This is a genomic window from Streptomyces sp. NPDC026394 (assembly GCF_055567735.1).
Window position 1 is genome coordinate 36,127 of sequence record NZ_JBVHPX010000024.1, and the last position, 20,964, is coordinate 57,090.

Sequence of the window (20,964 nt, forward strand, 5' to 3'; positions counted from 1 at the left end):
CGATCACGGCAGCGGGGTGCCGCCGGTCGCGTTGACGATCTCCGAAGTGATGTAACTGGCCTGCTGGGACGCGAGGAAGACATAGGCGGGGGCCATCTCCACGGGCTGTGCCGCCCGCCCCAGCGGGCTCTGCTTGCCGAATCCGGTGGTGTCCGGCAGCGTCGCGGGGATGAGCGGGGTCCACACCGGCCCCGGGGCCACCGCGTTGACGCGGATGCCGCGCTCGGCGAGGTCGCCGGCCAGCGCGTGGGTGAAGGTGACGATGGCGCCCTTGGTGGTCGCGTAGTCGAGCAACTGCGGGCTCGGCTGGTACGCCTGTACGGACGTCGTGTTGATGATGCTGCCGCCCTCGGGAATGTGCGGCAGCGACATCTTGGAGAGCCAGAACATGCCGTAGACATTGGTGCGCAGCACCCGGTCGAACTGCTCCGTGGAAATGCCCTCGATTCCCTCGGGCTGCGCCATCTGGTAAGCCGCGTTGTTGACCAGGACGTCGATACGGCCGAATTCCCGCACCACCTGGTCCACCAGCGCGCGGCACTGCTCCTCCGTACGGATGTCGCACGACACCGCCAGCGCCCGCTGCCCCGCTTCCTCGACCAGCCGGACGGTTTCCTTCGCGTCCTTCTCCTCTTCCTCCAGATATGTGAAGGCGACGTCCGCCCCTTCACGGGCGAAGGCGAGCGCGACCGCGCGTCCGATGCCCGAGTCACCGCCGGTGATCAGCGTGCGGCGGTCCCGCAGCCGCCCGGCACCTTCGTACGACGTCTCACCGTGGTCGGGCCGCGGCGTCATGTCGTCCGTCGCGCCGGGATGCGGCTGGTCCTGCTGGGGGAATTCCGGCTTCGGGTGCTCGTCCACCGGATTCCGCTGGTCGTTCCCGGTCATGGTCGATACCTCCACGTGCTGATGTGTCTACGCCGGTACCCGCCCTGCCGTCGCGAACACGTGCCGACTTTCCGTCCTTCCCGGCCCGTGTACCGCTCCGGTTCGATCCGTGTGCCGCCGCCGGGATGCGGCGGGCCGGTATCCGGCGTGCGATGGTTTTCGGAGGTGGTGCAGGCCATGGCACGAGCCATTTGGAGCGGGTCCCTGTCCTTCGGGCTGGTCAATCTGCCGGTGCGGATGTACGCGGCGACGGAGAGCCACACCGTGCATTTCCACCAGATCCAGCGCGGAACGTCCGACCGGATCCGCAACAAGCGGGTCAATGAACGCACCGGCAAAGAGGTACCCGCCGAGGACATCGTCAAAGGGGTCGACGCGGGTGACGCGTACGTGCTGGTCGAGCCCGAGGAATTGGACGACATCGCGCCCGGCCGGTCCAAGGCGGTCGAGATCAGCGGTTTCGTCGACCTCGACGAGGTGGACCCGGTGTATTTCGACACCACCTACTACCTCGGTCCACGCGGCAAGGACTACGGCAAGGTCTATGCCTTGCTGCACCAGGCCCTGAAGGAGTCCCACAAGGCCGGCATCGCCACCTTCGTCATGCGCAACCGCGCCTATCTGGTGGCGGTGCAGGCGGAGGGCGACATCCTGGTCCTGCACACCCTGCACTGGGCGGACGAGATCCGTGACCCACGCGACGAGATCGCTGACCTGCCCGGCCGGACGAAGATCCCGGACCGGGAACTGAAGACCGCGGTGCAGCTCGTCGAGGCCCTGAGTACCGCATGGCGTCCCGAGGAATACCACGACACCTACCAGGAACAGGTGCGCCGGCTCATCGAGGCCAAGCGCAAGGGCGAAACGGTGGAGAAGGCCCAGGAGGCGCCGGCGTCCACGAATGTCGTGGATCTGATGAGCGCTTTGCAGGCCAGTGTGGACACGGCCAGGGGCTCGGCGGCGCAACAGCGGAAGGGAAAGGGGAGAAAGGAGCCGGCGAAGCGCCGTACCGGCGGACACCGTTCCCGGCAGGGCGGGAACAGCGGCCGGAAATCCACCGCCGAGCTGTCACGGCTCAGCAAGGCCGAACTGTACGAACGCGCCACCGAGGCCGGCCTCCAGGGCCGGTCCTCGATGACACGTGCCGATCTTGTCGAAGCCCTCTCCGGCAGCGGCGACGGCCGGAGCCACGCGAAGGCATCCTGACCTGCGGCGCGTCAAGCGCGGCCGCCTCCGCTGCGGGCCGTGGGCAAGCCCTCGGCCCGCGAGGTCGGTACTGTCAACGCGAGAGGTCGGGATCGTCGACGATGTGCACCGCGGCCTCCTCAGCCGACGCCGCGCCACCGTCGATTCCCACATCACGGCCGATCTCGTCGTTGCGCAGCCGCAGCGCGTCGCCCTCGTCGGTGCCGGTCATCCGGCCGGCGCGCTCGTCGCCGACCTGGCGGTCCACCGGTTCGCCCTCGGCGTCCGGCTGGTCGCCGATGCCGTCGCCGTCCGGCGGTTCGACGTCCGGTACCTCCTTGGCGAGCCGTTCGTCGAGGCTCTCGCCCTCGCGCTGCTCGTTGGCGGTGGTACCGCTCTGATTCACGGCCAGCGGCTTTTCGGGGGGCGAGTAGCCCTGGTCCAGCATGTCGTCGTAGTCCGGCTCGTCGAGAGCGTCTTCCATGTCGAGTTCGTCGGACGTTCCCTGGTTGTCGGACGCGGACGGCTGATACACCTCGTCGCCCATCGCTTCATCGGACATGACAGCTCTCTTTCCAGCGCGGTGCCGGTCTCCTGCCCGCGGCAGGCCCTTTCTCACGGCCCGCCGTGCCAGGCGTTCTCCGGCGACGTCGGTGACCGTCGGTGACGGTCGTTCGGGTTCTCCTGCGGTCGCGGTGCGCCGCTACCTGCTGAGCCCCAGTGATTCCACGATGCGCTGTGCGTTCTCGTACCGCTCGTTCTCCGGAAGGCGCTGCGCCAGTGCGACCAGACGGTCCGGGGCGTTGTTCTCCCGCAGCGTGCTGATGATGGTGTCGCGGTCGGCCGGATACAGACTCCGGCGCAGGTGCTGGGCCATTTCGGTACGGATTTCCACGGCCTCCGGCGTCATACCGTCCGGAACGCTGCCCGGCGCCGTGCCACCGGCCGTCCGGCTCACCCCGGGCTGGTCCTCTCCCGAGGGCTCCAGTTCGTGGTCCTCTTCGGCGCGCAGTGCGCGGTCGGCCTTCAATTCGCCCTGGAGTTCTTTCTTCATCATGTCGTCCCGGGCCGGGCCGGCCTTGTTCGTACCGTGATCCATTGCTTCTCTGCCTCCAGGACTCACCGATGTCTTTCCGTTCCCGCCCCGCACGTCTCAGCCCTCCCGTGCCATGCGGTACGGAGTGCCCGTTGGCCCTTTCGCGAAACAGCCCGAAGCCGAGAGCGAACGAGGGAACGCGGGAACGGCCGGCCCTCCGGCGACCAGCGCCCCGGCGGCCGGTCCCGGCGCGAACGCGCCGGTCAGCGGGGCGAGGGCCGGGCGAACGGGCCGGATTCGGCCGGTCCGCCGATGACCTGCCGGGCGACCTCGGTCAGCTTGCGCTGGTGGGAGCGGGCGTAGCTGCGCATCACCTGGAACGCGTCCTCGGGGGTACGGCCCTGGCGCTCGGCGAGCGCGCCCTTGGCCTGTTCGATGATCACCCTGCTGTCCAGGGCGGTCTGGAGCTGCCCGGCCCGGACCCTGAGGTCGCGCAGGTCCCCGCGGTACGCCAGCCCGATGGCCACCGCGTCGGCCAGCGCCTGCCCCGTCGTGACCTCCCTGCGCGCCAGCGCCCGGTGCTGGTGGAAGAAATTGAGGGAACCCAGCCGCCGGCTCCGGTAGCGCACCGGCAGGGCGGTGGCCGCGCTGAATCCCTCGTCCAGCGCCTGGGTGGTGAAGCGCGGCCAGCGGGCCCGGTAGTCCGGGTGGCTCAGCGGTACGTCGGTGAGCCTCCGCCCCGTACGCCAGGCGTCCCGGCAAGGCCCCTCGTCGAGCGCGGCCTCGACGCGTTCCAGTCGCACGCCCGCGTCACCGAAACCCACCGTCAGCGCGGGCTGCCGGTCGCACGCCACCAGCACACCGCCCGCCTGCACCCCCGGGAGCCGTACGCAGTACTCGGCGAGCCGCTCCACGGACCCGGCCGCGTCCTGCCCCGTGGCCGGGTCGGCCAGTTCCAGCAAGGCGGTGATCAGCGATTCTTCCCGGTCGGACGCTGACATGGCAGGCACTCCCTTCGACAGGCCGCTCCGGCGGCCTGTCGCTCTTGGGGCGAAAGGGCCGCCCCGGATGTGCCCCCGGGTATCCCGGAACCGGCCGTACAAGCTCCTGGCAGGAGTGCAGGCGTGCACCGGGGCGGGGGGGCCGCACCCCGCGCCGGGGTGCGGCCCCCGCGCCCCGGAACATCCGCCTCCGGCCCATGGCACGTCCCTCCGGTGCGAACGCCCCGGCCTGGCTGGTACCAGGGCGCTAAAACAGGCCGGAAGGGGTACCCGCACAGACATGCGCTTAGCCGTCCTCGACGCCGGGTCGAACTCCGTACATCTGCTCATCAGCGAGGTCGTCGGCGGCGTGCCGTTGCCCGCGCACTCCCTGAAGAGCCCGGTCCGTCTGGCCGAGCAGGTGACCGTGGACGGAACGGTGCCCCCGAAGGCGGCACAGCGGCTGGCGGAGGCGGTGGCACAGGCCCGGGAGCACGCGGGCCGGTGGCGCTGCGACCGGCTGTTCGCCTACGCCACGGCGGTGGTCCGGGACGCCGCGAACCGCGACGAGGTGCTGGAGACGGTGCGTGCCGCGAGCGGGATGCGGCTGGCGGTGCTCCCGGGCGAGGTGGAGGCGGAGTTGACGTTCCGGGCGGCGCGGCGCTGGGTCGGGCTGCAGGCCGGTCCGATGGCGCTGCTGGACATCGGCGGGGGTTCGCTGGAGGTCGCTTTCGGCCGCGGCGCCCTCCCGGACTTCGCGTTCTCCCTGCCCCTGGGGGCGGGACGGCTGACCCGCGAGTTCCTGCCGGGCAAGGGCAGACCCGGCCGCGAGGGGCTGCGGGAGCTGCGCCGGTACGTACGTGCCACGCTCAAGGACGTGGCGGCCCGGGTGCGCTGGGAGGAGCCGCACACCGTGGTGGCCACGTCCCGGATGTTCCAGCAACTGGCCCGGTTGTGCGGGGCCGCGCCCGGCCGCGACGGCCCGTTCGTCACGCGCGGGCTGGCCCGTACCGACCTGAGGGAGGCGGTGCGGCGGCTCTCCCAGCGGACCGCGGCCGAGCGGGCGGAGCTGCCGGGCATCTCCGCCGCCCGCTGCCGCCAGGCGCCGGCCGGGGCCGTCGTCGCCCACCAGGCGATGAAGAGCATGGGGATCGACCGGGTCGTCATCTGCCCGTGGGCACTGCGCGAGGGCGTACTGCTGCGCCATCTGGAGCAGGGCGGTCAGGACTGGTGGCCGAGCCCGGTGCCGCGGCAGGAGGGCGCCGGGTCCGGACCGCTGCCCAGCCGGTCGACCGGCCTGTTGACCGGGCCGTCGACCGGCAGCGGGACCTCGCCGCGCGTGCCGCGCCGTCTGCCGCTCGGCCGGGCGCCGGCCGACTGACCGCATCCGTACGTACGGGCCGGTGCCACGGCCGTGAGCGCCCCGCCCGCGAAGCCGGGCTCCGCTCGGGGACCGGCACCGGCCTTGCCACTTCCGGATCCGCCCTCCCCCGCTTCCGGAACCGCTCCAACCGCTCCCGTGACCGCACCCCAACCGCTCCTGGACCGCTCCGAACCATCCATGCCGAACCACACCGGGCGTTCCGCGCCCCGTGCCGGAGTCATCATGTACTTGTCGAACTACCGCATCGCCGACCGCCTCGTGATCGAGGTTCCCGAGATCATCGACATAGCCAACACCGGCCAGGTCGACGCCGGCCTCCAGGGCCTGCTGCGCGAACCCCAGGCCAACGGGGTCGTCATCGATCTGCGCGCCCCCATCATCACCGTGGCCGGACTACAGACCCTGCTGCGCTGCCAGCGGACCGCGCGGGAGCGCGGTGTGACGCTGAGCGTGGCCGCGGACCGCCCCATGGTCCGCAAGGCGTTCCGGCTGACCGGGGTGCACCGCACCATCCCGCTGCACAGCTCACTGGCGGACGCTCTCGCCGCGGCGTAGCCCCCGCGCGACGTGCCCGCCCTCACCCCTGCGGGGCAGTACGGGCCCCCTCGTCCCCACCGTCACGCGAACCATCACTCAAAAGGGGTGTTTACCGACTGGTGCGGTGAGTTACCCGTCCCCCAGCCTTCCGCAAGCGGCCGCCGGAAGGCAGGCGCCGGGCCGGTTGAGACCACAGCCGCCGGCGCCGCTCCCCGCCACCCGCCGGGACCCTCCCGGTCAACCCGCTCGTCGAGAGAGGTCAGTCAGGAGGACGGCCGGTGCCCGTGGCGCCGGGGAAGCCGCTGGGGCGCGCCGGTCCGGAGGACCAGCGGGTGGGCGGGCAGCCTGGTCAGCGGCGAGGAGTGCCGGTAACGGTCGATGGAGGCGGCCCGGCCGTACGGGCCCGGCCTGCGGTACTGCCGACCGCGGGCGGCCGCGTCCGACGGCTCGGCCGGGGGCGGCCGGTGCGGCCGACGGGGGCGGAGCAGGGCGTCTTCGTACCGGCCCAGGGCAATCACGAGTCCGAGCATCGCCAGAGGCCAGAGGGCGGCGAGCAAGGGCATGGCCGCTCCCTTCCTTGCCGGTCGTACACGCTGGCTGGAGCTTCACGTCGTCTGTCGGGTCACCCCACGGCGACACGGCAAACCACCGGGCAGGACGGACCACTCCACCGGTCCCGTGCGCTGCACCTTTTCCGCCCGCCGCGCCCGGAGTCCGCCGAGCGGGAAAGCAGCAGGCCGGCGCGGTGCGCCCGGTCGCCGCCCCGCTCCCGACCCGACCGGAAGCCCGTTCGACGACTTGCGCGGCGGTGCTTCCCGTGCCGTGCCGAGTGCACCGCTGACCAGCCCCGACCAGCCCCTCTCCGGCCCCCGTCAGTCCAGCCGGGTGAGATCGGGGCGCAGCCGGTGCCAGGTCGGCTGCCGGAGCCGGTCGGCCGAGGTCCAGCCGGAAAAGGTGACCTCGGCGACGAGCCGTGGTTCCGCCCAGTGGGCGCCCGGCACGTCGACCGCGTTCCTGAAGGGTGAGGTGTCCCGCCGTACGACCTCCAGGTACCCGGCCAGTTCCCGGCGTTCGCGGCCGGAGAGCCCCGAGCCCACGGAACCGACGTACCGCAGCCCGTCCGGCTCGTCCACCCCCGCCAGTACGGCGCCGGGCAGCCCGGCGAGGCCGCCGCGGCCCTCCGTCCAGCCGCCGATGACCACGTCAAGGGTCACCAGGTGCTTCGTCTTGCGCCACTCGGACGACCGGACGCCGGGCGCGTAGCGGGACGTCAGCCGTTTGGCGACGATCCCCTCGAAGCCGGCGTCCAGCGTCGCCTCCCAGGTCGCCTGTGCGTGGCCCGTCACGTACGAGGGGACCGACCAGTGCGGCCCGCCGTCGAGCCCGAGCCCGGACAGGACGGCGCGGCGGTCCACGTACGGGAGCTCCAGCAGCGGCCGCCCGTCGAGGCGCAGGACGTCGAACAGGACGAGGTGGACCGGGTTCTCCCCGGCCAGCGCGGCCGCGCGGCGCCGGTTCGTGACGCCCATCCGGCGCTGGAGCAGCCCGAAGTCCGGCCGCCCGTCGGCGTCCAGGACGACCACCTCGCCGTCGAGGACCGCGGGCCGGTCCCGCAGCCGTTCACCGAGCGGCGCCAGCTCGGGGTAGGTCGCCGTCGCGTCGTTGCCCGCCCGGGTGACCAGCCGCAACGTCCCGTCACCCGGCGCGTCGGCCAGACACCGCGCCCCGTCCCACTTCGCCTCGAACGCCCACTCCCGCTCCTCCCCGGGAGCGGGCAACGGTCCGGGGGTGGCCAGCATGGGCCGCAGGACGGACGGTGCGGAGGACGGATCCATGCCCCCGATGATCGGCGGCGGCCCCGCACCCGGCCACCGGACGCGAGGGGCCGCTACCGGCCCTCCGCCACCACCCCGTGGCTCTTCGCCAGCTCGACGTACATCGTGGCGTTGAGCCGGATGTTGTCCCGCTCCTCCTCCGTCAGCTCACGCCTGACCTTGGCGGGCACCCCGGCGACCAGCGACCCCGGCGGCACCCACATCCCCTGCGGCACCAGCGCCTGCGCCGCGACCAGCGACCCGGCGCCGATGTGCGCGCCGTTGAGGACGGTGGCGCCCATACCGATCAGTACGTCGTCCTCGACCGTGCAGCCGTGCAGCACGGCGTTGTGCCCGACCGAGACCCGCTCACCGACCGTCACGGGGTAGCCCGGGTCGACGTGCACGGTGCAGTTGTCCTGGATGTTGCTGTCCGCGCCCAGCACGATCGGGCCGCAGTCGGCGCGCAGCACCGCGTGATACCAGACCCCGGCACCGGGCCCGAGCGTGACATCACCGACCACGACGGAGGTCGGCGCCGTGAAGGCCGCCGGATCGACCGACGGCGCCTTGCCGCCCACGCCCGCGATCAGTGCTCGCTGCTCCATACCCGTACTCCTCGTCACCGGACCGTACCGTTGCCGTTCGGACTCGCGCCCGGGGGCACAGTAGGCGACGGGGCCGCGGGCAGCGCGGGCGGGACTGCGGATCGTGGGGCGGGACATCCGAGTCCCGGTGGTGGTTTCGCAGGAAGCGGCCGTTCCCGGGCCTCGGCTGGCTCCGCCCTCCCGACGTCAGGAGGCGAGCCATGCCCGAGCATCCGGACCGCCCCGCTGCGGCCCACCACAGACAACAGGCCCGGACTGGAAACCGTCCAGGGTCGCTATCCCTTCGCCGACTGGCACGGCCCTGGCTGCACACCACCGCCCGCCCCCGCTCACCGAGCTGAGACGGCACGGGCCGCCGACTCGGCGACCTGGGCTACAGACACCCACGTCCTGCGCCCGTCTGGCCCTCCGCGCGGTTCAGGACTTCGGCCGCGTCTCCATCGGGACAGGCCCGAGCATCTGCTCGCTGATCCAGTGCAGCGACTCCGGCATCCGCTGGATGTACGTGTGCCCGCTGTGCCTGCCGTCGGGGATCTCGAACAGTGTGTGGTGGATGGGGCCGCCGGTGTGCTCCCGGATGAACTTCTCCACGTACGGCACCGCCTCCTCCTTCGAGCCCAGTTCGAAGGCGAGGTAGACGTCCGGGCCGCCCCGGGCCTTGAGCTGCTCGGCCAGCCAGCGCGGGTCGTTGGCGCGCTTCTCGGCGGGGTGACCGTTCCACATCGGCGAGTCCGGCACGGTGTCGGGGCCGTTCGCGATGACCGCCTTGAACTTCTTCGGGTGCTTCAGCACGGCCTTCAGGCCCGCGAAGCCGCCCGAGGAGGAACCCATGAACGCCCATCCGTCACGGCTGTCGTACGTGCGGTAGTTGGCGCGGGCGAAGGCCGGGACGTCCTCGGTCAGCCAGGTGCCCATCTTCGGCTGCCCGGGTATGTCACTGCCGTCGTGGTACTTCTTCTTCGGGTTCAGGACCGGCATCACCAGGATGAACGGCAGCGTCTTGCCGGACTGCGACCATTCGGCGATCTTCTCCTCCAGCTTGAAGTCACCGCCGATCCAGTAGTTGTTCGGGTATCCGTACGAACCGGGCAGCGCTATCAGGACCGGGAAGCCGCTCTTGGCGTACTGGGGCTGGTCGTACTGCGGCGGCACCCAGGACCATATGTCGCCGGTGAATCCGGATTTCTCCCCGTGCCACCGGGTCTTGACTATCTTCGTCCCGTCGTCACCCGTGGTGCGCTGCGTCACGAAGTGCGAACGCGGCCCGGTGGGCTGGACGACCTTGGCGGTCCCGCTGCTCGCCTCGCGCGCCTGCTGCCGCAGCTGCGGCACGTGGGAGGCGTCGACCTCGTCCCGGTCCTTGCTGCCGCAGCCGGCCGCGAGCCCCATCGCCAACAGGCTCACCGCGGCGACGGCCGCGGTACTGGTACGCAGGCGCTTCATCGGGACGAACTCCTTGCAGACTCGTGTCGGGCGGGGGCAGCGGTTTCCACCTCCACCGCTTCAGGCGAAAGACACCAGAATAAGATCAGCCGGCCGGCCGTCCGCGGCTCCCCCAGGGGTGCCGGTCCGGCCGCCCGCCGTACGACGGCGGCACGGTCGCGCACTCCGTCGTGCGTCTCCAGGGGTATGGATGTCGAACAGGCGGGTTCAGGTTCCCTCGATCGGTATGCCGGGTTGTGGTTGATTCGCGCACCGGCTCTGGGCATCGTGTTTTTCCGACTGGCGACGGGGCGGCACGAGACGGTGCCACGGACGGGGTGACCGATGAGCGCAGGGGCCGAGGACCCGCCGCCGCCCGGGATCTCGGGGCGCGCGGCGGAGCGCAGCGCACTGCGCGGGCTGCTCGCCCGTACGCCGCTGGTGACCGTGACCGGCCCCGCGAACGTGGGCAAGAGCACACTCGCCCGCGCCGTCCTGGAAGAGGCCACGCGGGGCGACGGCCGCGCCGGCGGCCTCCTTGGCGGCGGCTTCGTGCGGGTCGGCTGCCGGGAGGACGTGGACGCTTCGGGCGTCGCCGCGGCCCTCAACCGGGCGGCGGGCCTGCCGTACGACACTCCGCCGCAGACGCTGGCCGCCCACTGCGCCCGGCGGGGCCTGACCGTCCTGCTGGACGACTGCGACCCGATGGCCGGCGCGTGTGCGTGGCTGGTGCGGCAGTTGCTGCGGGCGGGGACGGGAGCGGGGGCGGTTCTCCGGCCGTGGGCCGGAGCCGGGGCCGCCGTACCGGCCGGGCTGCGGATCGTGGCCACCGCGCGGCAGCCGCTGGGGCTCGGCGCGGAACGTGTCCTCGCGGTGCGGCCGCTTCCTTTGCGGTGGGGCGGCAGGACGACGCTGTCCGCGCCAACTGCTGCGTACGAGATGCCCCGCGCATCGGCTGGCGGTGCGCTGTCCGCTCCCTACGACGTGGCAGTCCGCGCCCCGGCTGCCGCGCTCGGTGCCTGCTCCCCCGCGGACCGGCTGGTGTGGGCGCGGCTGTCCGTCCTCCCCGGGGACTTCGACGGGTGGCTGGCGGGGTGCGTGGCCGGTCGCAGTGACGTTTCTGCGCACGAGGTCGAGGCGGCGCTCGGCCGCCTGCTCAGGGCTTCCGTACTGGCCCTGGTACGGCAGGCACCGGACGCCGCCCCGAGCCCCCGTCCCCCCGGCCTCGAACCCACCGACACCCCCACCCCGGCCCGGCCACCGCGTCCGCCCCGCTACCGCCTGCCCGCCGCCGCCCGCGCCGTGGGCCTCGCGCATCTCCGGACGGCGGGCGAGGAGGCCGCGACGCTGCGCGCCTTCCGGACGGCCTGCGCGGCGCTCGCCGCCGAGGCGCAGATCGCCTGGCAGGGCTCCGACCGCCGGGTGGCCGTCCACCTGGCGGAGACCGAGCGGCACCATCTGCGCGCGGCGCTGACCCTGCCCCCGCAGGACGCGGCGGACGCCCTCACCGCGCTGGACACCGCCGTCTCCCTGTGGTTCCGGTGGGCCGACTGCGGCCGTCGGGGCGAGGGGCGCGCCCACCTGGCCCGGCTGCTGCGGCACTCCCGGGACGACACCGCCGTACGGGCCCGGGCCCTGTGGCTGGCGGGCTGGCTCGCCGCGCAGGACCACGCCCACCGCACCGCCGAGTCGCTGCTCGACCGGGCCGGCCGGGCGGCCGCCCGGCACGCCGACCCGGACACGCTGGCCCGCGTCGCACACGCCCGCGGCCTCCTCGCGCTCCGTCGCGCGGACCCCCGTACCGCCGCCGCGTGCCTACGGCGGGCAGCCGAGCACACGTATCAGGACGCCTGGTACGGGCCCGGGCCGGCCCACAGCCAGGTTCTGCTCGCCATCACTCTGGCCGCACCGGAGCCGACGAACGCGCCCGCGCCCGCACCCGCGCCCGCCCTGGCACCCGCTGCCGTGAAGGGCGCGACCACCACTGGCCGCGGCACCGCCATGCCCCCTGCCGCACACGACGGAGCCCGCAGCGGCCCCTTCCCAGGGACCCGCCGCGGGCTCCGTCTCACCTGACGCGTCCGACGGGACATCCGCCCGTCACGCCACCGGCCGTTCCACCGGGCTCTCCACCCGTCACTCCGCCATCGCGTCGGCCGGCTGGGCCGCGGCCACCTCGCGCCGGGCCGCCGCCTTCGCCGCGCGCCGTTTCATCACGACGAACGAACCGACGCCGAACAGCACCGCGGCCACCAGGCCCACCCAGGAGAACCGCTTGAGCCAGGACTCGGCGACGACACCGACGTAGTAGATCAGCGCGGTCGTGCCACCGGCCCAGACGACGCCGCCGAGCACGTTGGCGATGAGGAATTTCCAGTACGGCATCTTCAGCACACCCGAGAGCGGACCGGCGAAGATACGCAGCAGGGCGATGAAGCGGCCGAAGAAGACCGCCCACATGCCCCACTTGTCGAACTTCTCCTCGGCCATCGCCACCTGGTCGGGCCCGAAGTGCTTCGGGAACTTCCGCCCGGCCCAGTTGACCAGCGGCTGTCCGCCCTTGCGGCCGATCAGATAGCCGATGGAATCCCCGATGATCGCGCCGGCGGACGCGCAGGCGCCCAGCACCAGCGGATCGATGTGGTCCGTCGTCGCGGCCAGGAGCGCCGAGCTCACCAGGACGATCTCACCGGGCAGCGGAATGCCGAGGCTCTCCAGGCCGATGACCAACCCCACCAGGAGGTACACGCTCACGGCCGGTACCGTCTCCAGCCACTCCATCTGCAACGCCGCATCCTCCACTAGGTGTAGGGCCCCCGTGGGCCGCCGCCCGGCGTCCGACGACGCCGTCGATGATCGCGATTCTCCCCGCGTCCGCGCGCCACGGCGCGCCCGGGAAGCCTACTCGATCTCTTGGGGCCGCCCCGCTGTCCGGCGTCGTGGCCCCGGCCCGTCGCGGGGTGCGCGACGGGCCGGGGGTGACGCATCGGTCGGCGGGCCGGTGACCGGGCCATTTCTCCGTACGAGACGCGCCTCGGGGGCATGGAGTTGCCTCGGGTCCGGAGGAAGTTGTGGAAGCCCTACGCGGCGGGAGCGTTCGGACGCAGTGTCCAGACGATGGTCATCTCGCCGGTGACCGCGCCGTCCTCCCTGGTGATGGCGACGTTCACCGGGAACTCGGGCCGCTCCCCCGCGTCCAGCCGGGCGACGATCTCGGCGACCGGCCGGCCGAGCTCGGCGGTGGCGGTGACCGGGCCCATGGCGAGCTTCTTGTAGCCGATCTCGGCCCGCACGGCGAGCGGTACGGCCCGGGAGAGCTGGTCGCCGAAGGCCGCGAGCACGATCGCGCCGCTGGCCGACTCGGCGAGTGTGAACATCGCGCCGGCGTGCGGGCCGCCGACGTGGTTGTGGTAATCCGCCTGGTCGGGCAGCCGGACCACGGCCCGCTCGGGGCTGGTCTCGGTGAACTCCAGGTGGAGCGTACGGGCCATCGGCACGGTGGCCGCCATCATTTCGCCGATCGACGGCTTGGTCTCGGAGGACATGGCGGCATGTTACCTACGAGTAGCTTGCTGGGGGAAGCCCCGCCCGGCGTTCCGCCCCACCACCCGGGACGCTTATCGTGGTGGCTCATGTGGCCAGGTCAGCAGCCGCCCGGAGGCGAGCAGAACCCGAATCCCGCGCGGCACGCGGTCCCGCGGCGGACCCGGGAGCGGCCGTGCTGACCTCTCGTACGGACGGCCGCGACGGCACTCGCCGCCGTTTCCGCCGCCCCGCCTGGGCGGGACGCAACTACACCCTGCTGACCACCGCCGCCGTGGTCGCCAACCTCGGCAGCGCCGGTTCGCTGATCGCGGCGGCGTTCGCGGTGCTCGGCACGGGCGGTTCGGCCACCGACGTCGGCCTGGTGGCCACCGCCCGAACGATTCCGCTCGTCGTCTTCCTGCTGATCGGTGGCGCGGTCGCCGACCGGCTGCCGCGCCACCGCGTCATGGTCGCCGCGAACGCGCTCAACTGCGTCTCCCAGGGCCTCTTCGCCGTCCTGGTCCTGACCGGCGAGGCGCGTCTGTGGCAGATGGCGGTGCTGGCCGCCCTCGGCGGCACCGGCCAGGCGTTCTTCGCGCCGGCCTCCGAGGGGATGGTCCTCTCCAGCGTCTCCGGCGAGCACGCGAGCCGGGCCTTCGCCTTCTTCCGGATGAGCATGAACGGCGCGAACATCGGCGGCGCCGCACTCGGCGGCGCCCTGGTCGCCGCCGTCGGGCCCGGCTGGGTGCTGGCCGTCGACGCCGCCGCCTTCGCCGTCGCGGGCGCGCTGCGCGCCTTCCTCGACGTCCACCACATCCCCGGGCGCGCCCCCACGGCCGGACTTCTCAAGGACCTCCGCGACGGCTGGCGCGAGGTGGTCTCCCGGCCCTGGCTGTGGGCCGTGGTCGGTCAGTTCGCGGTCGTCAACGCCGTCGTGGTGGCGGCCGAGGCGGTGTACGGGCCGATGGTCGCCGAGGAACACCTGGGCGGCCCCCGGCCGTGGGGCCTGGCGCTGGCCGCCTTCGGCGCGGGCACGGTCGGCGGCGCGCTGCTCATGATGCGGCTCAAGCCCCGCCGCATCCTGCTCACCGGCATCCTGTGCGTCTTCCCGCTCGCCCTCCCCTCGGCCGCGCTCGCCGTGCCGGTGCCGGTGACCGCCCTCCTCCTGGTGATGTTCGGCACCGGCATCGCGCTCGAAGTGTTCGGCGTGATGTGGATGGTGGCGCTGCACCAGGAGATACCGGAGGAGAAGTTCTCCCGGGTCTCGTCGTACGACTGGTTCGGCTCACTGGCGATCACTCCGGTGGCCACCGCGCTGGCCGGGCCCGTACAGGACCTCATCGGGCGGACCGCCGCACTGTGGGGCTGCTCCGCGCTGATCGCGCTGCTGACGGCGGCGGTGCTGTGCGTGCCGGACGTCCGTCGCCTCACGCGCCGCCCCGCCGCGGCCCCAGGGCTCTCCGGGGCATCGGCCGCGGGGGCTGAGGGGGGCGGGCCGGTGGCGCCGGTCGGTGTTGCGGGTGATGCGCGTGATGCGGGGGTTGCGGGTGCGTCGGCTGCTGGGAGCGGGTCCGGCGCGTCCGCTCCCTAGGGTCGCCTCAGGCCCGGTGGGCTCAGCCGATGCTGAAGGCTCCGTCCGGCGGGCGGGGCGACGGCACGGCCTGGGCATCGTGCACGGGCACGGCGTCGCCGATCAGCCGCCGTAGCGCGGCGCCGTGCTCGACCCGCGCGGGGAACACGTCGGCGGCCGCGCGCCGGGCCACCTGCGTGAGCGGCAGCTCGACGCGGGACGCGGCCAGCACGATGTTGCCGAAGCGGCGGCCACGCAGCACGGCCGGTTCCGCGATCACACAGAGGTGGCCGAAGACGGACGCGTGGTTCGCCAACTGAGACCGCAGGAAGTCGAAGGGCGCGCTGTCGGCGAGGTTCGCCGCGTAGATCCCGTCCGGACGCAGCACGCGGGCGGCAGCACGCGCGTACTCGACCGAGGCCAGGTGCGCGGGCACCCGCGAGCCGCCGAAGACGTCCGCCACGATCACGTCCGCACTGTGCCCGGGCGCCGCTTCCAGTGCCGTACGGGCGTCCTCGGCCCGTACCGTGATCCCGCAGTCCGGAGGCAGCGGCAGTTGTTCGGCGACCAGCGCGAGCAGCCCGCGGTCGGCCTCGACGACGTCCTGGCGGGAGCCGGGGCGGGTCGCGGCGAGATAGCGCGGCAGGGTCAGCGCCCCGCCGCCCAGGTGCAGTACGTCGAGCGGCTCGGCCGGGTCGGCGGCCGCGTCCAGTACGGCCGCGAGCCGGCGCGCGTACTCGAATTCCAGGTCGGTCGGCGCGTCGAGGTCGACATACGACTGCGGGGCACCGTCCACGGTCAGCAGCCAGGCACGCGGCCGGTCCACGTCCGGCATCAGCTTGGCGGTGCCGCAGTCGACGGCGCGGGTGACGGGAATGGGGTCGGGGCCGGGACCGGGATCGGGACTGGGATCGGGATCGGAGTCAGGGCCGGGGCCGGAGCCGGAGGCGGGGGCGGGGGCGGAATCGAGGTCGGGGCCGGGGCCGGTCTCCGGCACGGCCTGGGAAGCGGTCGGCGGAGGCGGACCTGCCGGTGCGGCCAGGTCGTCCGGTGCCGCCGACGCCACGGCCTGCGCCGCTGCTGCCGCCAGGCCAGGAGGACCGGTACGGGCACGGGTACGGGGAACGATCACCCCGGGGACCGGCTCGACCGCCCCGCCCTCGACCGGCGTGCCCGATATCTGCTCGGCTGCTTCGTCCACCGTCCCATTGTGCCGGTACGAAGGCGCGCGACGACCCTCCTCGAACCGGCCGCCACAGCCTTCTCCGCACCTCCCGCCCCCTCCCGCCCCCTCGCTCCCCCTCACCTCCTCACTCCTCCTCGCCCCGTCACTCCCCCCACACCGAACCAACCTCCTTCAGATGTGCCGCTGCCTGGCGGCGTCCGGCGTGGGCCGCGGCGGCGCGTTTCGCCGGGTCCAGGACGTTGCGGCCGAAGGCGGCGCGGGCCGCGCGGTCGGGCACCAGTACGCACACCCGTGCGCCCCGCCGTGCCAGGGCCGCGCCCTGCGCCCGCGCGGTGGCGATGGGTCCGCCGCCGGCCGCCACGGGCGCCAGGACGACGACCCGGCCGTATCCGGCGGCGAGGTCCGCGTTGGCGCTGGAGTGCACCCCGCCGTCGATCCACCACTTCTCACCGATCCGCACCGGCGGCCACACACCGGGCACGGCGCAGCTCGCGCTGACCGCGTCGACCAGGTCCGCCCCGCTCGTGTCGTCGAAGGCCGTCCGCTGCCCGGTCGTCGCGTCCACCGCGGTGACCATCAGCCGACGCGCCGGCCAGTCGTGGCTGACCAGGCGCCGGGCGACGGCGTCGCGACGGCTGGGGCCCGCGGCCGCGCGGGAGCCCAGCGCGAGGCGCCCCATCCGTGCGCCGAAGTCCACGGCGTCGCGCGAGCGCAGCGCCAGGTACGCGAACCGCGCCAGTTCGCGCGTCCCCATACGCGCCGCGGTCTCGCCCGTGACCGGGGCCAGCTGACGTGTGAAGAGTTCGTCCGGTGCCAGCCGGCCCGACGTGAGCTGGGCGCCCACGATCGAACCGGCCGAGGTCCCGATGACCACATCGGCCGTCGCGAGGTCCACGCCGGCCTCGGCGAACCCGGCGAGCATGCCGATCTCCCATCCGATGCCGGTGTAGCCCCCGCCGCCCAGTACCAACGCCGTGCCCGTCATCGCGGTCCCCTCTCCGGTCGCGTCCCGGTCGCCGCGGTACAGCGGCTTCGTACGGCAGTGTGGCAGCCGCACCGTTCCGGGACCCGGCGCACCGGCGGGTGCGGAGCAGGCGCGGTTCGAGTGTGGTGCGGGCGCAGTACTCCTACCGCACCCGCACCACACCCACCTACGGCCCGGCCCGGCCAACCCCGGCCAGCCCCGGCCCAGACGGTTCCGGCTAGACCTCGGCGACCGTACGGACCGTCCCCGCCGCCACCGTCCTGCCGCCCTCGCGGACGGCGAATCCCAGCCCGGGCTCCAGCGGGATGTCGCGCCCCAGCTCGACGGTCATCGTCACCGTCTCGCCGGGCCGGGCGGTACCGCGCTCGCCGAGGTCGATGTCGCCGACCACGTCCGCCGTACGGATGTAGAACTGCGGGCGGTAGCCCGTGGACAGCGGTGTGCGGCGGCCGCCCTCCTCCGTGGACAGGACGTACACCTCGGCGGTGAAACGCCGTCGTGGCGTCACGCTGTCCGGCGCCGCGACGACGTGCCCCCTGCGCACCTCGTCCCGGTGCAGGCCGCGCAGCAGCAGCGCGACGTTGTCACCGGCCTGCGCCGACTCCATCGGTTTCCCGAAGGTCTCCACGCCGGTGACGGTCGTCTCCGCGTCGGCGCCCAGTACCGCCACCCGGTCACCGACGCGTACCGTGCCGCGCTCGACGGCGCCGGTGACGACCGTGCCGCGGCCGGTGATGGTCAGGACGTTCTCCACCGGCAGCAGGAACGGCGCGTCGAGGTACCGCTCCGGCGTCGGCACGTACGTGTCCACCGCGTCGAGCAGCGCCTCGATGGCCTGGCTCCAGCGCGGGTCGCCCTCCAGGGCGCGCAGCCCCGAGACCCGTACGACGGGTACGTGGTCCCCGTCGTAACCGTGCACCGTCAGCAGCTCGCGGACCTCCAGCTCCACCAGGTCGGTCAGCTCGGGGTCGCCCGCGTCCGCCTTGTTCAGCGCGACGACGACGTACCGGACGCCGACCTGCTTGGCGAGCAGGACGTGTTCGGCGGTCTGCGGCATGATCCCGTCGAGCGCCGAGACGACGAGGATCGCGCCGTCGAGCTGTGCCGCGCCGGTGACCATGTTCTTGATGAAGTCGGCGTGGCCCGGCATGTCGACGTGGGCGTAGTGCCGGGTGTCCGTCTCGTACTCGACGTGCGAGATGTTGATGGTGATGCCGCGCGCGGCCTCCTCCGGGGCCCGGTCGATCCGGTCGAAGGGCACGAAGGTGCCACTGCCCCGCTCGCTGAGCACCTTGGTGATCGCGGCGGTCAGGGTGGTCTTGCCGTGGTCGACGTGGCCCATGGTGCCGATGTTCAGGTGCGGCTTGGTCCGCACGTATGCCGTCTTGGGCATGGCTGTTCTTCCTCGCGAAGCAATGCGGTGAATACGGCGGCGTCGGCGTGACATGCCACCGTGGGAACCCCTGAACCCCACCGACCCTCCCCCTGCGGGGTTCGCCGGTCGATCCGGAGAGGGTCAGCTTCGCGCGCCGCCGGAGACGGGGGCGGCAGTGCCTGCCGCGGCTGCGGCTGCGGTGGTGCCTGCCGCGACGGTGTCGACGGTGGTGCCTGCCGCGACGGTGTCGACGGCGGCTTCGGCCTTGAGCGCGGCGATCAGGGCCGCGAGCGAGTCGACGGCAGCCTTCGGCGCGTCCGCGACTGCGGACGTGAGCGCGAGGTACGGCTGCCGGAACATGCGCCAAGGATCTCGTGCGCGGCGCGCCACGTCGAACGATTTATCACCGCCCCACATCCGCCTTCATCCCCTCCACCTTCTCCCTCTCCTCCCTCATCCACCTCACCACCCCCACCCCCTACCTCCCCCTCTCCCCTTCCTCACTCCCCCCCCACTTCACCCCACAGCGATCGCGAATACACCTCCTCGCCACGCTTGTCGGTTACGCTCCCGGGATGCTCGAACCCGCCGCAACGCCCGACGGCCTCGCCGCGCGCTGCACGCGTGTGCTCTTCTCCCCCTGGGCCCGCCTCGCCGTACTCCTCGTCCTGCTCGCCGGCGCCGCGGCCGCGATGATCGTCTGGCAGCCGCAGCGGCTGCTGGCGCACGGCTGGCCGCCCGAGTGGGCCGGCGGCAGCGCCGTAGTGATCTTCGGCCTCGCGTACGGGGTGTGCACCACCGCCTTCGTCCCCCGGCCGGTCCTGAACCTGGCGGCCGGCGCCATCTTCGGCAGCCTGTCCGGCTTCCTGTCGGCCCTGGCCGGTACGGTCCTCGGCGCGGGCCTGGCCTTTGCCCTCGGCCGGCTGCTGGGCCAGGACGCACTGCGGCCCTTTCTGCGGGCCCGCTGGCTGGCCGCCGCCGACCGGCAGCTCAGCGAACACGGGTTCCGCTCCATGCTGGCGATCCGGCTCTTCCCCGGCCTGCCGTTCTGCGCCACCAATTACTGCGCGGCGGTCTCCCGCATGGGTTGGGGCGCGTTCCTGCTGGCCACCACGCTCGGCAGTGTGCCGAACACGGCCGCGTACGTCATCGCCGGCGCCCAGGCCGCGACGCCCACCTCGCCCGCCTTCCTGATCTCCACGGCCTTCATCGCGGTCTCCGGTCTGGCCGCGGTGCTCGTAGCGTGGCGCAAGCGCGCGTCACTCCGGGGGCGTTGACCCGCAGGCGTCCGGAAAGAGCCCTTTGAGCACTCGGACACTTTCGGGCGCTACGCTGCCCCTCGACCGGTCACCGATCCCGCCGACCGCACGCACGCATTCCCGTCCCTTCCGCCCTCGTGTCGCCTGACCCGGGTCTCTGCTGGGTAAGCGCTTGATCACCCTCTGGATAGCGTAGCTTCGATGCATTGGTTTGAATCCTTCATCCTCGGCCTGGTCCAAGGGTTGACCGAGTTCCTGCCCATCTCCTCCAGCGCACACCTGCGGCTGACCGCGGCGTTCGCGGGCTGGCACGACCCCGGCGCCGCCTTCACCGCGATCACGCAGATCGGCACCGAGGCCGCCGTACTGATCTACTTCCGCAAGGACATCGTGCGGATCGTCTCGACCTGGGCGCGCTCCCTCGTCAACCGCGACCTGCGACACGACCACGACGCCCAGATGGGGTGGCTGGTCATCGTCGGCTCCATCCCGATCGGCGTCCTGGGCATCACCCTCAAGGACGCCATCGAGGGCCCCTTCCGCGACCTGCGCCTGATCGCGACGACCCTCATCGTCATGGGCGTCGTCCTGGGCATCGCGGACCGCCTGGCCGCACGCGACGAGTCCGGCGGCCGTCACCGCGCCGTCAAACAGCGCAAGACCCTCACCGACCTGAACGTCAAGGACGGCCTGATCTACGGCGTCTGCCAGGCCATGGCCCTGATCCCGGGAGTCTCCCGCTCCGGCGCCACCATCAGCGGCGGCCTGCTGATGGGCTACACACGCGAAGCCGCGGCCCGCTACTCCTTCCTCCTCGCCATCCCCGCCGTACTGGCCTCCGGCGTCTACGAACTCAAGGACGCCTTCGGCAGCGAAGCCACCGCGAGCCACGTCTCCTGGGGCCCGACCATCTTCGCCACGGTCATCGCCTTCGTCGTCGGCTACGCCGTCATCGCATGGTTCATGAAGTTCATCACGACGAAGAGCTTCATGCCGTTCGTCATCTACCGCATCCTGCTGGGCATCGCCCTGTTCGCGCTGGTCGGCGCGGGTGTGCTGAGCCCGCATGCGGGGGAATCGGCGGGGTGAGTGAGGGGTGCGCCCCGAGAACGGAGGGGCTGCACGATGCGTGAACGCGAGGCGCTTCTGCCGGAGTTCCTGGAAGTAAGGACAAACCACCGCCCCGACTGACAAAGCTCCTGGCCACGAA

Annotated in this window: 21 protein-coding genes; 7 read left to right on the forward strand and 14 right to left on the reverse strand. The window is 72.7% G+C overall.

Annotated features, from left to right (window positions below; all coding sequences use genetic code 11):
* Positions 1-3 precede the first annotated feature (3 nt).
* The gene (locus tag ACZ4QV_RS35425) at positions 4-888 is read right to left on the reverse strand and encodes an SDR family oxidoreductase (RefSeq protein ID WP_361158454.1); all 885 of its coding nucleotides are present in this window, start codon (positions 886-888) and stop codon (positions 4-6) included.
* A gap of 177 nt (positions 889-1,065) precedes the next feature.
* On the opposite strand from ACZ4QV_RS35425, the gene ku reads away from it, so the two are divergent.
* Entirely contained in the window at positions 1,066-2,094 is a 1,029-nt protein-coding gene (ku, locus tag ACZ4QV_RS35430) for a non-homologous end joining protein Ku (RefSeq protein ID WP_467763990.1), read from the forward strand.
* 73 nt (positions 2,095-2,167) lie between these two features.
* On the opposite strand, the gene ACZ4QV_RS35435 is transcribed toward ku, so the two are convergent.
* The 3 genes from ACZ4QV_RS35435 to ACZ4QV_RS35445 all read right to left on the reverse strand — a co-directional run bounded on the left by ACZ4QV_RS35435 (position 2,168) and on the right by ACZ4QV_RS35445 (position 4,110).
* Positions 2,168-2,635 carry a DUF5709 domain-containing protein gene (locus ACZ4QV_RS35435; protein WP_361158448.1) on the reverse strand — a complete coding sequence of 156 codons (468 nt, stop codon included), beginning with the start codon at positions 2,633-2,635 and terminating at the stop codon, positions 2,168-2,170.
* A 141-nt stretch (positions 2,636-2,776) separates the two neighbouring features.
* Positions 2,777-3,172: a DUF2795 domain-containing protein gene (locus ACZ4QV_RS35440; RefSeq protein WP_361158445.1), complete on the reverse strand. Its 396-nt coding sequence runs from the start codon at positions 3,170-3,172 to the stop codon at positions 2,777-2,779.
* 200 nt (positions 3,173-3,372) lie between these two features.
* On the reverse strand, positions 3,373-4,110 hold the full coding sequence (locus ACZ4QV_RS35445) for a GAF and ANTAR domain-containing protein (RefSeq protein ID WP_361158442.1): 738 nt from the start codon (positions 4,108-4,110) through the stop codon (positions 3,373-3,375).
* Positions 4,111-4,390: 280 nt separating this feature from the next.
* Between ACZ4QV_RS35445 and ACZ4QV_RS35450 the strand changes: the two genes are divergently transcribed.
* Together ACZ4QV_RS35450 and ACZ4QV_RS35455 are read left to right on the forward strand one after the other, a co-directional pair.
* Entirely contained in the window at positions 4,391-5,470 is a 1,080-nt protein-coding gene (locus ACZ4QV_RS35450) for a Ppx/GppA family phosphatase (protein WP_361158439.1), read from the forward strand.
* 180 nt (positions 5,471-5,650) lie between these two features.
* Positions 5,651-6,028: an STAS domain-containing protein gene (locus tag ACZ4QV_RS35455; RefSeq protein WP_361589712.1), complete on the forward strand. Its 378-nt coding sequence runs from the start codon at positions 5,651-5,653 to the stop codon at positions 6,026-6,028.
* 245 nt (positions 6,029-6,273) lie between these two features.
* Here ACZ4QV_RS35455 and ACZ4QV_RS35460 read toward each other — a convergent pair whose 3' ends face one another.
* From ACZ4QV_RS35460 to ACZ4QV_RS35475, 4 genes are all read right to left on the reverse strand, one after another.
* Entirely contained in the window at positions 6,274-6,573 is a 300-nt protein-coding gene (locus tag ACZ4QV_RS35460; RefSeq protein WP_361589709.1) for a hypothetical protein, read from the reverse strand.
* Positions 6,574-6,882: 309 nt separating this feature from the next.
* Positions 6,883-7,845 carry a non-homologous end-joining DNA ligase gene (ligD, locus tag ACZ4QV_RS35465; RefSeq protein ID WP_467763991.1) on the reverse strand — a complete coding sequence of 321 codons (963 nt, stop codon included), beginning with the start codon at positions 7,843-7,845 and terminating at the stop codon, positions 6,883-6,885.
* 53 nt (positions 7,846-7,898) lie between these two features.
* On the reverse strand, positions 7,899-8,432 hold the full coding sequence (locus tag ACZ4QV_RS35470; RefSeq protein WP_467763992.1) for a gamma carbonic anhydrase family protein: 534 nt from the start codon (positions 8,430-8,432) through the stop codon (positions 7,899-7,901).
* A 417-nt stretch (positions 8,433-8,849) separates the two neighbouring features.
* The gene (locus ACZ4QV_RS35475) at positions 8,850-9,875 is read right to left on the reverse strand and encodes an alpha/beta hydrolase (protein WP_361158422.1); all 1,026 of its coding nucleotides are present in this window, start codon (positions 9,873-9,875) and stop codon (positions 8,850-8,852) included.
* A 324-nt stretch (positions 9,876-10,199) separates the two neighbouring features.
* Here ACZ4QV_RS35475 and ACZ4QV_RS35480 point away from each other — a divergent pair, with 324 nt between their 5' ends.
* Positions 10,200-11,930, forward strand: a complete 1,731-nt coding sequence (locus ACZ4QV_RS35480; protein ID WP_467763993.1) for a LuxR family transcriptional regulator — start codon at positions 10,200-10,202, stop codon at positions 11,928-11,930.
* A 60-nt stretch (positions 11,931-11,990) separates the two neighbouring features.
* Here the strand turns inward: ACZ4QV_RS35480 and ACZ4QV_RS35485 are convergent, their stop codons facing one another.
* The gene (locus ACZ4QV_RS35485; RefSeq protein WP_361589812.1) at positions 11,991-12,635 is read right to left on the reverse strand and encodes a DedA family protein; all 645 of its coding nucleotides are present in this window, start codon (positions 12,633-12,635) and stop codon (positions 11,991-11,993) included.
* 299 nt (positions 12,636-12,934) lie between these two features.
* Entirely contained in the window at positions 12,935-13,399 is a 465-nt protein-coding gene (locus ACZ4QV_RS35490) for a DUF4442 domain-containing protein (protein ID WP_361158415.1), read from the reverse strand.
* A 173-nt stretch (positions 13,400-13,572) separates the two neighbouring features.
* Here ACZ4QV_RS35490 and ACZ4QV_RS35495 point away from each other — a divergent pair, with 173 nt between their 5' ends.
* Positions 13,573-14,970, forward strand: coding sequence for an MFS transporter (locus ACZ4QV_RS35495; protein ID WP_361158412.1), 1,398 nt, complete (start codon positions 13,573-13,575; stop codon positions 14,968-14,970).
* A 22-nt stretch (positions 14,971-14,992) separates the two neighbouring features.
* Here the strand turns inward: ACZ4QV_RS35495 and ACZ4QV_RS35500 are convergent, their stop codons facing one another.
* The 4 genes from ACZ4QV_RS35500 to ACZ4QV_RS35515 all read right to left on the reverse strand — a co-directional run bounded on the left by ACZ4QV_RS35500 (position 14,993) and on the right by ACZ4QV_RS35515 (position 18,855).
* On the reverse strand, positions 14,993-15,784 hold the full coding sequence (locus ACZ4QV_RS35500; protein ID WP_361158568.1) for a spermidine synthase: 792 nt from the start codon (positions 15,782-15,784) through the stop codon (positions 14,993-14,995).
* A 493-nt stretch (positions 15,785-16,277) separates the two neighbouring features.
* Positions 16,278-17,120: a patatin-like phospholipase family protein gene (locus ACZ4QV_RS35505; protein WP_361158409.1), complete on the reverse strand. Its 843-nt coding sequence runs from the start codon at positions 17,118-17,120 to the stop codon at positions 16,278-16,280.
* Between the two features lie 217 nt (positions 17,121-17,337).
* A complete protein-coding gene (tuf, locus tag ACZ4QV_RS35510; RefSeq protein ID WP_361618497.1) occupies positions 17,338-18,513 on the reverse strand; it encodes an elongation factor Tu in 1,176 nt (391 codons plus the stop codon).
* Positions 18,514-18,636: 123 nt separating this feature from the next.
* On the reverse strand, positions 18,637-18,855 hold the full coding sequence (locus ACZ4QV_RS35515) for a hypothetical protein (RefSeq protein WP_467763994.1): 219 nt from the start codon (positions 18,853-18,855) through the stop codon (positions 18,637-18,639).
* Positions 18,856-19,070: 215 nt separating this feature from the next.
* Here ACZ4QV_RS35515 and ACZ4QV_RS35520 point away from each other — a divergent pair, with 215 nt between their 5' ends.
* Both ACZ4QV_RS35520 and ACZ4QV_RS35525 read left to right on the forward strand, forming a co-directional pair.
* A complete protein-coding gene (locus tag ACZ4QV_RS35520; RefSeq protein WP_361158400.1) occupies positions 19,071-19,772 on the forward strand; it encodes a TVP38/TMEM64 family protein in 702 nt (233 codons plus the stop codon).
* Positions 19,773-19,955: 183 nt separating this feature from the next.
* A complete protein-coding gene (locus ACZ4QV_RS35525; protein ID WP_361158397.1) occupies positions 19,956-20,843 on the forward strand; it encodes an undecaprenyl-diphosphate phosphatase in 888 nt (295 codons plus the stop codon).
* The last annotated feature ends 121 nt before the right edge of the window (positions 20,844-20,964 follow it).

Bases quoted from the DNA above. Each gene is read 5' to 3' on its own strand.
- ACZ4QV_RS35525 (WP_361158397.1), top strand. From the start codon at position 19,956: ATGCATTGGTTTGAATCCTTCATCCTCGGCCTGGTCCAAGGGTTGACC.
- ACZ4QV_RS35480 (WP_467763993.1), top strand. From the start codon at position 10,200: ATGAGCGCAGGGGCCGAGGACCCGCCGCCGCCCGGGATCTCGGGGCGC.
- ACZ4QV_RS35505 (WP_361158409.1), bottom strand. From the start codon at position 17,120: ATGACGGGCACGGCGTTGGTACTGGGCGGCGGGGGCTACACCGGCATC.
- ACZ4QV_RS35445 (WP_361158442.1), bottom strand. From the start codon at position 4,110: ATGTCAGCGTCCGACCGGGAAGAATCGCTGATCACCGCCTTGCTGGAA.
- ACZ4QV_RS35515 (WP_467763994.1), bottom strand. From the start codon at position 18,855: ATGTTCCGGCAGCCGTACCTCGCGCTCACGTCCGCAGTCGCGGACGCG.
- ACZ4QV_RS35500 (WP_361158568.1), bottom strand. From the start codon at position 15,784: ATGCCGGACGTGGACCGGCCGCGTGCCTGGCTGCTGACCGTGGACGGT.
- ACZ4QV_RS35450 (WP_361158439.1), top strand. From the start codon at position 4,391: ATGCGCTTAGCCGTCCTCGACGCCGGGTCGAACTCCGTACATCTGCTC.
- ACZ4QV_RS35460 (WP_361589709.1), bottom strand. From the start codon at position 6,573: ATGCCCTTGCTCGCCGCCCTCTGGCCTCTGGCGATGCTCGGACTCGTG.
- ku (WP_467763990.1), top strand. From the start codon at position 1,066: ATGGCACGAGCCATTTGGAGCGGGTCCCTGTCCTTCGGGCTGGTCAAT.
- tuf (WP_361618497.1), bottom strand. From the start codon at position 18,513: ATGCCCAAGACGGCATACGTGCGGACCAAGCCGCACCTGAACATCGGC.
- ACZ4QV_RS35470 (WP_467763992.1), bottom strand. From the start codon at position 8,432: ATGGAGCAGCGAGCACTGATCGCGGGCGTGGGCGGCAAGGCGCCGTCG.
- ligD (WP_467763991.1), bottom strand. From the start codon at position 7,845: ATGGATCCGTCCTCCGCACCGTCCGTCCTGCGGCCCATGCTGGCCACC.
- ACZ4QV_RS35485 (WP_361589812.1), bottom strand. From the start codon at position 12,635: ATGGAGTGGCTGGAGACGGTACCGGCCGTGAGCGTGTACCTCCTGGTG.
- ACZ4QV_RS35520 (WP_361158400.1), top strand. From the start codon at position 19,071: ATGCTCGAACCCGCCGCAACGCCCGACGGCCTCGCCGCGCGCTGCACG.
- ACZ4QV_RS35435 (WP_361158448.1), bottom strand. From the start codon at position 2,635: ATGTCCGATGAAGCGATGGGCGACGAGGTGTATCAGCCGTCCGCGTCC.
- ACZ4QV_RS35490 (WP_361158415.1), bottom strand. From the start codon at position 13,399: ATGTCCTCCGAGACCAAGCCGTCGATCGGCGAAATGATGGCGGCCACC.
- ACZ4QV_RS35455 (WP_361589712.1), top strand. From the start codon at position 5,651: ATGCCGAACCACACCGGGCGTTCCGCGCCCCGTGCCGGAGTCATCATG.
- ACZ4QV_RS35425 (WP_361158454.1), bottom strand. From the start codon at position 888: ATGACCGGGAACGACCAGCGGAATCCGGTGGACGAGCACCCGAAGCCG.
- ACZ4QV_RS35475 (WP_361158422.1), bottom strand. From the start codon at position 9,875: ATGAAGCGCCTGCGTACCAGTACCGCGGCCGTCGCCGCGGTGAGCCTG.
- ACZ4QV_RS35440 (WP_361158445.1), bottom strand. From the start codon at position 3,172: ATGGATCACGGTACGAACAAGGCCGGCCCGGCCCGGGACGACATGATG.